Source organism: Paucidesulfovibrio longus DSM 6739, from assembly GCF_000420485.1.
Classification (GTDB): domain Bacteria; phylum Desulfobacterota; class Desulfovibrionia; order Desulfovibrionales; family Desulfovibrionaceae; genus Paucidesulfovibrio; species Paucidesulfovibrio longus.
Map to the genome: position 1 here is coordinate 60,361 of NZ_ATVA01000001.1, position 12,822 is coordinate 73,182.

The 12,822-nt window shown below is 67.3% G+C and carries 10 protein-coding genes; 8 read left to right on the plus strand and 2 right to left on the minus strand.

Annotated features, from left to right (window positions below):
- Window positions 1-2 precede the first annotated feature (2 nt).
- The 6 genes from proB (at window position 3) to G452_RS0100335 (ending at window position 8,017) form a co-directional block, all read left to right on the plus strand.
- Window positions 3-1,154 carry a glutamate 5-kinase gene (gene proB, locus G452_RS0100310; RefSeq protein WP_022660267.1) on the plus strand — a complete coding sequence of 384 codons (1,152 nt, stop codon included), beginning with the start codon at window positions 3-5 and terminating at the stop codon, window positions 1,152-1,154.
- 152 nt (window positions 1,155-1,306) lie between these two features.
- Window positions 1,307-2,242 (plus strand): cation diffusion facilitator family transporter, encoded by a 936-nt coding sequence (locus G452_RS0100315; protein WP_022660268.1) that lies wholly within the window; start codon window positions 1,307-1,309, stop codon window positions 2,240-2,242.
- 83 nt (window positions 2,243-2,325) lie between these two features.
- Window positions 2,326-3,495 (plus strand): alcohol dehydrogenase-like regulatory protein ErcA, encoded by a 1,170-nt coding sequence (ercA, locus tag G452_RS0100320; protein WP_022660269.1) that lies wholly within the window; start codon window positions 2,326-2,328, stop codon window positions 3,493-3,495.
- Window positions 3,479-5,644, plus strand: a complete 2,166-nt coding sequence (locus tag G452_RS17400; RefSeq protein WP_022660270.1) for an ATP-binding protein — start codon at window positions 3,479-3,481, stop codon at window positions 5,642-5,644. Before ercA ends, G452_RS17400 begins: the two co-directional genes overlap by 17 nt.
- A gap of 193 nt (window positions 5,645-5,837) precedes the next feature.
- Window positions 5,838-7,031 (plus strand): MFS transporter, encoded by a 1,194-nt coding sequence (locus G452_RS0100330; protein ID WP_022660271.1) that lies wholly within the window; start codon window positions 5,838-5,840, stop codon window positions 7,029-7,031.
- Window positions 7,028-8,017: an Lcl C-terminal domain-containing protein gene (locus tag G452_RS0100335; RefSeq protein WP_022660272.1), complete on the plus strand. Its 990-nt coding sequence runs from the start codon at window positions 7,028-7,030 to the stop codon at window positions 8,015-8,017. The genes G452_RS0100330 and G452_RS0100335 overlap by 4 nt, the downstream gene beginning before the upstream one ends.
- A gap of 40 nt (window positions 8,018-8,057) precedes the next feature.
- On the opposite strand, the gene G452_RS0100340 is transcribed toward G452_RS0100335, so the two are convergent.
- Window positions 8,058-9,275 carry a putative sulfate/molybdate transporter gene (locus tag G452_RS0100340; RefSeq protein ID WP_022660273.1) on the minus strand — a complete coding sequence of 406 codons (1,218 nt, stop codon included), beginning with the start codon at window positions 9,273-9,275 and terminating at the stop codon, window positions 8,058-8,060.
- Window positions 9,276-9,437: 162 nt separating this feature from the next.
- Between G452_RS0100340 and argB the strand changes: the two genes are divergently transcribed.
- Both argB and G452_RS0100350 read left to right on the plus strand, forming a co-directional pair.
- A complete protein-coding gene (gene argB, locus G452_RS17405) occupies window positions 9,438-10,415 on the plus strand; it encodes an acetylglutamate kinase (RefSeq protein WP_022660274.1) in 978 nt (325 codons plus the stop codon).
- On the plus strand, window positions 10,412-11,134 hold the full coding sequence (locus tag G452_RS0100350; RefSeq protein ID WP_022660275.1) for a molybdopterin-guanine dinucleotide biosynthesis protein MobB: 723 nt from the start codon (window positions 10,412-10,414) through the stop codon (window positions 11,132-11,134). The genes argB and G452_RS0100350 overlap by 4 nt, the downstream gene beginning before the upstream one ends.
- A gap of 74 nt (window positions 11,135-11,208) precedes the next feature.
- On the opposite strand, the gene G452_RS0100355 is transcribed toward G452_RS0100350, so the two are convergent.
- Window positions 11,209-12,753, minus strand: coding sequence for an NADase-type glycan-binding domain-containing protein (locus G452_RS0100355; RefSeq protein ID WP_022660276.1), 1,545 nt, complete (start codon window positions 12,751-12,753; stop codon window positions 11,209-11,211).
- Window positions 12,754-12,822: the final 69 nt, after the last annotated feature.

Here is a 12,822-nt window from a genome sequence, read left to right on the forward strand (position 1 = left end):
CCATGAACGCATCCGATCGCCGCAGCCTGCTTGCATCCGCCCGCCGGGTGGTCGTCAAGGTCGGGTCCGCCGTCCTGACCATGGAAGACGGCCTCGACCTGAACATGATCCGTCATCTCGTGCGCGAGATTTCGGCCCTGCGCCAGCGGGACATGCAGGTCCTGCTGGTCACTTCCGGAGCCGTTGCCGCCGGACGCCGCCGCATCCAGTTTATGCAGCCCGACGCGGCCCATCTTTCGGATCTGCCCGGCCGCCAGGCCGCCTCGGCCATCGGCCAGGGCACGCTGATGCACGAATACGACCGCGCCCTTTCCGAGCTGGGCATCGTGGCCGCGCAGGTGCTCCTGACCCGCGAGGGGCTGCGCCAGCGCGAACGCTTCCTGAACGCGCGCAACACCCTGGAACGCCTGCTCGACTGGGGCGCCGTGCCGATCATCAACGAGAACGACACGGTCTCGGTCAAGGAATTGCAATTCGGCGACAACGACACCCTGGCCAGCCTGACCGTGGGGCTCGTGGGCGCGGACCTGTTCATCAACCTGACCTCGGCGGACGGCGTCTTCGACAAGAATCCGGACCAGAATCCGGACGCCCGGCATCTCGACGTCATCGAAGACATTTCGGCCCTGGACATCCCGGCCATGTGCGACGGCAAGACCGCCGTGGGTTCCGGCGGCATGTATTCCAAGCTGCTCGCGGCCCGGCGCGCGGCCCAGCTCGGCGCGCCCACCCTGATCCTTTCGGGGCGCAAGGGGTTCTCGCTCTGCGCGGCCTTGGACGGCGCGCCCGGCGGCACGCTGGTCCTGCCCTGCGACCGCTGCGTTTCCAGCAAGAAATTCTGGCTGGCCTACCACGACAAGCCCGCCGGAACCATCGTCGTGGACGACGGCGCGGCCCGCGCGCTCTGCGAGCTGGGCCGGAGCCTTTTGCCCGCGGGCATCGTGGCCGTCGAAGGCGAGTTTCCCCAGGGCGCCCTGGCCGGCATCCGCACCCAGGCCGGCCGCGTGCTCGGCGTGGGCCTCTGCAACTACGCCTCGGACGAATTGCGGCGCATCATGGGCCGCAAGAGCACCGAAATCCAGGCGGAACTGGGAGCCTGCCCCTACGAGGAAGCCGTCCACCGCGACAACATGCTCCTCGATCCCGCCATCTGAGCCTTCCCGCTCCTCCTGCGCCGCGCGCCGCCTTCTGCCGAAGTCCTTTTCGGCGCTCTTCCCTTTTCCCCGGACTCCGGCTTGCCCTGCGCGCAATCCTGGTCCATATTGAGCACTTGCCCCGCGCCATCCCAACACGCAAGGAGAGAGCCTTGGCTTCCGGTTCCAAGAAAGTCATCATCGCGGCCATGCTCGGCAATCTGGCCATCGCGGCCACCAAATTCGTTGCCGCCGCCTTCACGGGCAGCTCGGCCATGCTGTCCGAGGGCGTGCACTCCACCGTGGACACGGGCAACCAGATCCTGCTGCTCCACGGCATGCGCCGGGCCGCCCTGCCCGCGGACGAGCGTTTCCCGTTCGGCCGAGGCAAGGAAATCTACTTCTACAGCTTCGTGGTCGCCATCCTCATCTTCGGCCTGGGCGCGGGCGTGTCCATCTACGAAGGCATCGTGCACCTGCGCCGCCCGGAGCTGCCGGAAAACCCGCTTCTGAACTACGCGGTTCTCGCCATTTCCATGCTCTTCGAAGGCGCGGCCTTGACCCTGGCCCTGCGCGAGTTCCGGCGCACCAAGGGCAAGCGGGGCTGGCTGCGGGCCGTGGCGCGCAGCAAGAACCCCTCCCTGTTCGTGGTGCTCTTCGAGGACAGCGCCGCCATGCTCGGCCTGGTCGCGGCCTTTGCGGGCGTGCTCCTGACGCAGATCACGGGCGATCCCCGGTTCGACGGCGCGGCCTCCATCGTCATCGGCTGCATTCTCGCGGGCACGGCCTCCTGGCTGGCCTACGAGACGCACGGCCTGCTCCTGGGCGAGGGCGCCCACCCCGAAGTCGTCGCGGCCATCCGCAAGATGGTCCTGGAACGCCCGGAAATCGACGTAATAAACGAACTCGCCACCCTGCACATGGGACCGGAATATGTGGTCGTCACGCTTTCCGTGGATTTCGCGGACAGGGAGAGTTCCTGCGACGTGGAGAGCGTGGTCGCGCAGCTCGACCGCCAGATCAAGGCGGCCTTTCCCAACGTCAAACGCGTTTTCGTCGAGGCGGAGGCCAAAAACCCGCTGGGCCCTGTTTCCGGCGAGAACCGTTAGACAAGGCCACGGCCCTGTGATAATTTTCGAGCAATTTCGGAACGCGCGCCTTGCGCGTTCCTCGCAGCGCCGGGAGAACGGTCATGGCAATCAAGAGTCTTCTTGAACTCCGCAAGTTCGTGGCTCCGGAATTCGTCTTCGGCGAAGGGGCCGCCGCCCTGGTGGGCAGATACGCGCGCAACCTCGGCGCGGAGCGGGTTTTGCTGGTCACGGACCCGGGGGTCATCGAAGCCGGCTGGGCGGACGCGGCAGCGGCCTCCCTGCGCGAGCACGGCCACAAGGTGACCATGTTCTCCGACGTCTCCCCCAATCCCCGCGACAGCGAATCCATGGCCGGAGCAGAGATCTACAGGCGCAACGACTGCAACGCCATCGTCGCCGTGGGCGGAGGCAGCCCCATGGACTGCGCCAAGGGCATCGGCATCGTCGTGACCAACGACCGCCACGTGCTGGAATTCGAGGGCGTGGACAACGTGGGCCGTCCCGGCCCGCCCCTGATCTGCCTGCCGACCACTTCGGGCAGCTCCGCGGACGTTTCCCAGTTCGCCATCATTCTTGACTCCGCGCGCAAGGTGAAGATCGCCATCGTCAGCAAGGCCGTGGTCCCGGACGCGTCCCTGCTCGATCCGGAACTGACCTCGACCATGAGCAAGGAGCTGACCGCGAACACGGGGCTGGACGCGCTCACCCACGCCATCGAGGCGTACGTGTCCAACGCCTCCTCCCCGGTGACGGACCTCTTCGCGCTGGAGGCGGTCCGCTTCGTCAAAACCCATCTGGCACGGGCCATCGACGATCCTCTGAACATGGAAGCCCGAGGCGGAATGCTGCTCGGCAGCCTGTATGCGGGGCTGGCCTTCTCCAACGCCATTCTCGGCGCGGTGCACGCCCTTTCCCACAGCCTGGGCGGCCTGCTCGACCTGCCGCACGGCAAGTGCAACGCCATCCTGCTGGACCACGTCATCGCGCACAACTTCGAGGCCGAGCCGGAGCGGTATTCCGCCGTGGGCGCGGCCCTGGGCGCGGACATCATGCCCGGCATGAACATGGCCGAACAACGCGACGCGGTCATCGACGCGGTGCGCTCCTTCAAGACCGACGTCGGCGTGACGGAAACCCTCTCCTCCCTGGGCGTGACCCGCGAAGACCTGCGGGGCCTGGCGGAATTCGCCCTGGCCGATCCCTGCATGGCCACGAACCCGTCCGCCCTGACCACGGAAGAAATCATGGAGATCTATGCGCAGGCGCTCTGACACACCGGAAAACGGCGAAGAGGCGAACCAGCGGTCCTCGACCTCGTTGCGCGAGAAGCTCATCGGACTGGGCGAAAGCTCCGTGCGCAAGAGCTACTACCCGGAACTCCAGGCGCGCCTGCAACAATTGCAGCGCTTCCGCGCCATCCTGGATCAGAGCAACGACGCCATCTTCCTGCTCGACCTGCGCGAAGGCTTCATCGTGGACTTCAACCGCATGGTCTGCGACATGGCCGGATGCGACGAAGACCACATCCCGACCAAGCCCTTTTTCGAAATCTTCCCGGACCCGAAGATCAAGGAACTGATCCACAACCTGGCCGCGGAAAAGGGCGACCGCGCCCGCGTCACCGAAACCGAGGTCCATTCCACGCGGGGAGACATCACCCCTGTGGAAATCTCCGCGCGCAACGTCGCCTTCGGAGGCGTGCAATACGCCGTGGTCGTGGCCCGCGACATCACCGAACGCCGCCGGGCCGAGGCGTCCCTTCGCCGCCAGCGGGAGCTGGACTCCACCCTGGCCGAACTGTCCGGCAGGCTGCTCCGGCCCATCAGCCTGGACGAAATTTCCGGGCACGTCCTGGATGCGGCCAGCCGCATCACCGACAGCCCGCTCGGCTTCGCCGCCATCCTGGAACAGGGCGGAGCGCGCATGTCCATCAAGGCCCTTTCCGGCACGCAGGAAATGTGGCCCGACCCCGCAAGGCCCCTGCTCTTCGATGACTTCGGCGGTCTCTGGGGCTGGGTCATCAAGCACGGCCAGCCCTTGATGAGCAACAACATTTCCCTGGACTCCCGCCGCAGCGGAATTCCCGACTGGCACCAGCCCGTGCGGCGCTTTCTCTGCGTTCCGGCCCTTTCCGGCACCCGCGTCACAGGCATCATCGCCCTGGCGAACGCCGAGAGGGAATACTCCCAGGAAGACCTGGACGCGGTGGAACGCCTGGCCACGTTCTTCGCCCTGGCCATGCAGCGCAAGCAGTTCGAACGCGACGTGCTCGCGGCCAAGGAGGCGGCCGAGGCTGCCAACCAGGCCAAGTCGGAATTTCTCGCCAACATGAGCCACGAGATCCGCACGCCGCTGAACGGGGTGCTGGGCATGCTCCAGATTCTCCGGGACAACGGGCTCTCGGAAGAAAACATGAGCTACGTGGACGTGGCGCTGCGCTCCGGCACCGGCCTGCTGGCCCTCCTGGAAGACCTGCTCAGCCTCTCGGCCATCGAGGCGGGACAAATCACGGTGCGGGAAAAGGCCTTCTGCATGACGGACCTGCTCCAGACCATGATCCAGGTCTTTCGGCCCCAGGCCGAGGCCAAGGGCATCGCCCTGCGCGCGACCCTCTCCCCGGACCTTCCTCCCGCGCTCATGGGCGACCCCGGACGGCTGCGCCAGATCCTCTTCAACCTCCTCGGCAACGCCGTGAAGTTCACCAGCGAAGGCGAGGTGCGCCTGGACGTGCAGGTCGTTGCTGCGACCGAAACCGACAGCCTGCGAGTGCTCTTCATCGTCGAGGACACCGGAATCGGCATTCCTGCGAGCCACCTGGGCAAGGTCTGGGAGATCTTCACCCAGGTGGACGGCTCCTCCACCCGCAGGCACGAGGGAACGGGCCTTGGCCTGCATCTCGTGCAGCGCCTCGTCAAGGCCATGCGCGGGCAGGCCTGCATCGAGAGCGAACCGGGCGAAGGAACCACGGTGCACGTCAGCCTGAGCTTCGCCCCCGCACGGGAACATCCCGGCGACATCCTGACCCGCCCCTCCCTCGACGAAGAAACGCCCATGCACGTGCTTCTCGCCGAGGACGAGCAGGTCAACCGCCTCACGGTCCTGCGCTTCCTGGAGCGGCTCGGCCACACGGCGGACGCGGTGGAAAACGGCAAGCAGGTTCTGGAAGCCTTGCGCAGCAGAATCTACGACGTGGTGCTCATGGACATCCAGATGCCCGAAATGGACGGAGTGACCGCCGCAAGGGCCATCCGCAGCTCCTCCGAGGTGCTCGACCCGGACGTGCCCATCGTGGCCCTCACCGCACACGCCCTTGAGGGAGACCGCAAGCGATTCCTGGAAGCGGGCATGAACGAGCACATCGCCAAGCCCCTGGACATGAGCGCGCTCCAGAGCATCTTGCGCCGCGTCCGCAGGAAGTAAGCCGGACCGCGCCGAAGCCGCCCGAAACGGCGTCCGACTTTTCACGTTTCCTTTTGCCCTGCTTTTCGCTACCTTGTCGTTTCCTGTGAAAAACGATCCGGCTCGGCCATTTTGCAGCCCGGCCAGGACCGCCCGCCGGAAGAACTTCCGCCAGGCCGGAATTCTTCCGAGAAGCTCCCCAAAGGCGACGAACTTGCGCAAGCTCTACCTCGACACGAATCTCCAGATCGTCTTCTGCGTCACGCTCATGGCCATCGTCAGCGTCTCCAGCGTGGTGCCGGTCCTGCCGGACATGATCCGCAACATTCAGGGACTGACCCGCGCCAACGTCGGCCTCGTGATCACCGCCTTCACCCTGCCCGGAGTGCTCATGGCCCCGGTCACGGGCATTCTCGGCGACCGCCTGGGGCGGAAAAAAGTGCTCGTGCCGTCGCTCTTCGTCTTCGGCTTTTTCGGCGCGGCCTGCTTCTTCGCCCGCGACCTGCACACCCTGCTGGTTCTCCGCTTCCTTCAGGGCATGGGCGCCGGCCCGCTGGGCATGATCAACCTGACCATCATCGGGGATCTCTACGAGGACCGCGAGCGGCTCACGGCCATGGGCTACAACGGCAGCGTGCTCGCCGCGGGCACGGCGGCCTTCCCGGCCATCGGCGGCCTGCTGGCCCTGCTCGGCTGGAACTGGCCCTTCATCCTGCCCGTGCTGGCCCTGCCCCTGGGCGCGCTGGTGATCCTGAAGCTGCACGCTCCCGAACCGAAGGACGAGGCCGGGCTCGGCGCCTACCTGCGCGACGCGGCCAGGGGACTGCGCCGCCCCGAGGCCCTGGCGCTCTTCTGCATCACCCTGCTGACCTTCATCGTGCTCTACGGCCCGATCATCACCTATCTGCCGCTGCTCCTGGACCACCGCTTCGGCACGTCCGCGCCGCGCATCGGGCTGATCATCTCCATGGCCTCGCTGGTCACGGCCCTGGCCTCGTGGCGGCTCGGCCACCTGGCCAGCCGCTTCCGGCCCCGCACCCTGCTCGGCTCGGCCTTTTTCTTCTACGCCGCGTCCATGCTGACCATCCCCATGATGCCGGGCGAATGGTGGGTCATCCTGCCCGTGCTCAGCTTCGGCCTGGGCCAGGGGCTGAACGTGCCCACGCTCATGGCCACCATCAGCGGGCTTGCCCCGGGCGGCCAGCGCGCGGTGTTCATGGCCGCCAACGGCATGATCCTGCGTCTCAGCCAGACCATCGCCCCGCTGCTCATGGGCGGGCTGTACGCCGCCTTCGGGCTGCACGCGGTCTACTGGGCAGGGACGGTCTGCGCCCTTTGCATGTTCCTGCTGCTGCCCCTGGTCGGCAAGGCCGGGGAACGCGCGGAGGGCTACGGAGGATCGGCATGATCCGGCCTCTCGGCACCGGACAGATGCGCTGTTTCGGCGCGGACGGAGCGGAGGTTCCCTGCTCCGGCAGCGGGCAGGACGCCGAACAACGCTCCGGCGCGCCCTGGCCAAAGCCGCGCTTCGAGCCGCTTTCGCAGGAGACGGACGGCCCCGGAGCGGTTCTGGACCGCCTCACCGGACTGGAATGGAGCCGCAACGCCGCGCCCTTCGAGTTTCCCCTGACCTGGGAAGAGGCCCGGCAGGCCTGCGAGGGGATGAACGCCGCCGATGCGGACACGAGTGCGCCCCCGGAACGCCGCTGGCGTCTGCCCAACCGCCGCGAACTCTTCAGCCTGCTCGACTTCGACCGGGCCAATCCCGCCCTGCCCGAAGGGCACCCCTTTGAAAACGTGCCTTCCCTGGCCTGCTGGACCAGCACCCGATCCGCGCGGAACACGGAATATTTCTGGTACGTGCAGCTCTCCGGGGGGAGGATGTTCTACCATCGCGCGGACAGCTACGCCATGGTCTGGCCGGTGCGCGGCGAAAGCGCGGCGCTGCCGGCCACGGGCCGCGACGACGAGCCCGCCACGGGCGCGCCCTGGCCCGAACCGCGTTTCGTGATGCTGGAAAACGGCGCCGTGCGGGACCGGCTCAGCGGGCTTGCCTGGACCCCGGCCGCGAACCTGGACGGCCCCTGCCTCTGGACCGAGGCCCTGGCAAGGGTGGCCGGGCTGAACCGCGAGGGGCACCTCGGCCTGGACTCCTGGCGGCTGCCCACCATCCGCGAGCTGGAATCCCTGGTGGATGCCTCCCGCCACGACCCCGCCCTGCCCGAAGCGCATCCCTTCGCGGACTGGCAGGAAGCCTACTGGTCTTCGACGACCTCCTCCTACGAGACGGACTGGGCCATGTGCCTCTACCTGCACAAGGGGGCTGTGGGCGTCGGCTACAAGCCCGGCCCGGAGCCCTTCTCGGTCTGGGCCTGCGCGGACCTTTCCGAATAGCCTTCGATAACGCGGTCTTGCCGGACGGCCGCAGGCCCGCTCAGAGCCGCGCCCCGGAACGCCGCACCACCCAGCCGAGGCAGATGCCCGCGCCGAAGCCCCAGGCCAGGTTGGACCCCAGGGCCACCGCCGCCACGGCCAGGGCCACGAACAACCCGTCGCGCTCCTTCAGGTCCATGACCGTCAAGGCCAACTGCCCTCCGGCGAAAAACAGCAGCACGCCCAGCGCGCACAGCGGCAGCAGGCGCACCAGGGGCAGCACGCCCGTGCCGAAGAGCAGCGCCAGGAGCATGAGCACGCCGCCGATGAAGAGATTCGAACCGTTGGTGCGCGCGCCGAAACGATAGTGCGCGGCCAGCCCGCCCGCGCCGTGGCAGAGCGGCATTCCGCCGAGACAGGCCGAAACCGCGTTGGCCAGCCCCATGCTCACGCACAAGGCGCGGTCCGTGACCCTCGTGCGGCTTTCGGGATACAGCTCGTGGGAGAGGTCGCGGTTGGCGATGACCGCGTTGCCCAGGGTCATGGGCAGTTGCGGCAGCGCCAGGACGGGCAGCGCCCAGAGCAGGTCCGCCCAGGTGGGCGGGCCGAAGGGCAGCAGCGCGGGCAGGTGCAGTCCGGGCGCGACGCCGGAAAGGCCGCGCCAGCCGCCCAGGGCCAGCCCCAGTCCGAATCCGGCCACGACCACCAGCATCCCGGCGGGAAAGCGCCGGCTGTCCAGGAAAACCAAGGTCAGCGCCAGCAGGGCCGGACCGATGACGAGGCCGATGGGAATCTCTCCCAGGCCGGGCAGCGGCAGGCCCTGGACCGCCAGCCAGGGTTCCCCCAGGCCGCGCGCAGCCTGAAACGAAGACGTCCCGGCCATGAAGGCCACGCCCTTGGACATCAGCAGCAGGCCCGTGGAAAGCTGCACCCCGCGCACCACGGAACGGGGCACGACCCGCGCCACCACATCCACGAGCCTTGTCAGGCCGAGCAGCAGCAATAGCCCGGACATGATCCACCCCGCCGCCGTGACCTGCCCGGCTGTGGCCGCCGTGGCCACGGCGTACGCGCCGATGACCTTCATGGGCTGCACCGCGATGGGCGCGCCGTAATACAGGCCGCCGAGCACGTAGAGCAGCCCGGCGGAAACGAACAGCCCCACGGGATCGAGTCCGTTGACCATGACCATGGCCACGGCCAGGGGCAGCAGCGTGCCCAGGTCGCCCAGACTTCCTGCCAACTCCTGCCGCCCGAAGCTCCATTTTTGCATCTTCATGCCCGGATTCTTGACCGAAACAGGCCTTGCGGTCAACGGCCCGCCCGATTTGACCCAAGGGCGCGGCAGCACCCCGCCGGACGGAACGCCGCCTGTTTCGCCAAGCATTGACAGCCGCGCCCTGAAAAGGGAATATCCCGCCACCTCGATCAAGGAGCAGCGATGAAGAAACGCATTCCCAGGGACAAGAAGCGCGACTCCGTGCAGGCCCGCCTGATCATGGAGGCCCTGCCCTACATTCGGAAATTCTTCAAGAAAACCATCGTGATCAAGTACGGCGGGCACGCCATGGTGGACGAGCAGCTCAAAAAGAGCTTCGCCCTGAACGTGATCCTGCTCAAGTACATCGGCATCAACCCCGTGATCGTGCACGGCGGCGGGCCGCAGATCGGCCAGATGCTCAAGGCCCTGAACATCCCCACCACCTTCCGGGAAGGACACCGCGTCACGGACGAGGCCACCATGGACGTGGTCGAGATGGTTCTCGTGGGCAAGGTCAACAAGCAGATCGTCAACCTGATCAACCTCAACGGCGGCAAGGCCCTGGGCCTCTCCGGCAAGGACGGCTGGCTGATCCGCGCGGAGAAGAAGGAGCTGGCCGTGGCCAAGGAGCACGCCACTCCGGAGCTGATCGACCTGGGCAAGGTCGGACAGGTCACCGCCGTGAACGTGGACCTGCTCAATTCCCTGCTCGAGCAGGACATCATCCCGGTCATCGCGCCCGTGGGCGTGGACGGCCAGGGCGAAACATACAACATCAACGCCGACTCCGTGGCCTCGGCCGTCGCGTCCGCGGTGGGGGCCAAGCGCCTGCACCTGCTCACGGACGTGGAGGGCCTGCTGGACAAGGACGGCGAACTGATCCAGTCCCTGACCGTGCCCGAAGCCTTCGAGGCCATCGAATCGGGCGTGGCCACGGGCGGCATGATTCCCAAACTGCACGCCTGCCTGGAGGCCGTTACGGCCGGAGTGGAAAAGGCGCACATCATCGACGGCAGACTGGAAAACGCGGTGCTTCTGGAGCTGTTCACGGACGAAGGCATCGGCACGGCCATCCTGCGGGAAGGCGGCGGCGAGTCCCCGTGCGAAGGACCGACCTGCACCGGAGTTTCCCCGCTGCCGGGAGGGTACGTGGCATGAAGGCGATTTCTCTCGTAGGCTACAAGAATTCCGGCAAGACCACCGTGGGCGTGGCCCTGGTCGCCACGCTCAAGGCGCGCGGGCTGAACGTGGCCGCCGCGAAGTTTTCCAGCTGCGGCTTCGACGAGCCGGAGCACGCGGACACGCGCCAGTACAAGGCCGTTGCCGACACCGTGCTGGGGCTTTCCGAAAAGGAAAGCTTCGTGTCCTGGCCGGGCGAGCGCGGGCTGCTGCGCATGCTGCCCCTGCTGGAGGCGGACGTGCTCGTGGTCGAGGGCGGCAAGAGCCTGGGCTACATGCCCCGGATCATCGTGGGCCGCGAGGACGCGGTGCTCGACGATTTCGAGGGCGAGGCCCTGGACCCGGCCCTGGCCCTGGGCACCTTCGGCGGGGCGACCATCGCGGACAAGCCGCTGATCAAGGACATCAACGCCCTGGCCGATCTGGTCATGGAAAAGGGCTTCCTGCTGCCCGGCCTGAGCTGCGGCGGTTGCGGCCGCAAGGGCTGCCGCGCCCTGGCCCGCGACATCGTGGCCGGCACCGCCACGGTGCACGAATGCGTGACCACCGGGGATTCCGGGATCAGCGTGAGCGTCAACGGCGCGGAACTGGCCCTGAACCATTTCGTGGCCCGCATTCTCGCCTCCGGTCTCAAGGGCATGCTCGGCGAGCTCAAGGGCTATGTGCCCGGCAAGGTCAAGATCGAATTCGAAGGCTAGCCCGCCCCGCGAGAAAACGAACAGCCCCCGCGTCCGATCGGATGCGGGGGCTGTTTCACGTTCCCGGCGGAAGTTCAGTTCCCGGCGGGCGCTTCGAGATCTTCGGCGGCCAGGATTCGCCATTTCCCGTGTTCGCTCACAAAGGTGAAGATCGTGTGCACGGACATGTCCTCGTAGGTCTCGCCCACGTAGATCGTGTAGCTGCCGTCCACTTCCAGCTTGATGCGGTCGCGCTCCGACAGGGCCGGGCCGAAGCGCAGTCCCGCCGTGTCCACGAGAGCGTTGCGGAAGAGGTGGAAAACATGGCGCTGGCGCTGGAGTTCCTTGAAATATTCGAACATGAAGGCCTCTTCCTCGCGCACATGCTCGGCGTACAGCTCCGTGTAGCCGTCGTCCAGGGTCACCAGCTTGGTGAAATACGCCCGGATCGCTTCGCGCAGGGCCTCCTGGTCCTTGATCCCGGCCACCTGCCCGCCCTTGTCCTTGCGCTCGCCCGCCATGACCTCGACGTCCACGCGGGGCAGTTCGTCCAGGGCCTCGCGGTGCGCTTCGTCCTCGGCAGCGGCGGCATCCGTCGGCGCGGCGTCCGCGGCCTGCTGCGGAGAAGCGGACGGCGCAGGCGCGGGCGGCTCGGCCTCGGACGGCGCGCGGTCCCCCCCGCTCATGGCCCGCATGTCCACGGGCGGCAGGACCGGACGGTCCAGGGAGCCGAACAGATCGCCGATGCTGAACCGATGCTTTTTCGTGGCCTTGGGCTCGGGGGTCGCTTCTCCGGTCTTTGCCTCGGGGCCGGGCGTCGGTGCCTCGGCTGTCGCAGCATCGGCTGTCGGGGTCTCGGCTTTCGGGGCCGCGGAAGCCGGGGATTCCTGCCGCGCCGATGCGGCCGGGGCCGCAGGCCGGGAAGCCGAACCCATGGCATCCACGTCCACGCCAGGCAGGACGGGCATTTTCTCGCCCGCGAACAAATCGGCCAGGCCGACCTTCTTTCGGGGCGTTGCCGGAACTTCGGCCGTCCCTGACGTTTCAGGAGAAATCTCTCCGGCAGGGGCGGTCCCGGACGGCGAAGGCGCGTCCCCTTCGGGCGCGGGGCCTGCCGCGAGCCCGGCGGCTCCGGGCGGCAACGCCAGCTCGAAGGACACATCCGAAACGCAGGTGCGGTTGTAGGTCAGCTCGCTCGTGCCCTTGCGCACGGCGTCGATGACCATGCGCACGCTGGCGGTGCGCTTGTCCACCTCGACCATCTGCCAGTCCGCGCTCTCGTCCAGGGAGACGCGCTGCTCCGTGCCGTCCGAAAAGACGAGCCGAACGGACGCGGGGCGGTTGTTGGTCTCGAAGGAGCCCTCGCTCTGCCAGCCGTTTCGCACGCCCATGCGCTCGACAAGCAGCTCGCGCCCGAACTCGAACAGCACCCATTCGCCCTCGCCCGGACCTTCCACCCCCTCGGCCCAGGCCGTGGCCGGGTCGCCGTCGAGCAGGTTTTCCGGCCCGAAGGATCCGAACAGGGGCATGAATTCCGAAGATGCGGAGACGGTGAATTCGATGGCCTGGGCAGGAGCCGCCAGAAGCAGCAGCGCCAGGGTCAGGGCCTGGATCAGGACGGGCGTTGCGAAACGTTTCATTCGCCATGCTATAGATTGCTTTGCGTCCGGGAGCAACGTCTAATCCTTTGGAACGAGATTCGGACATTT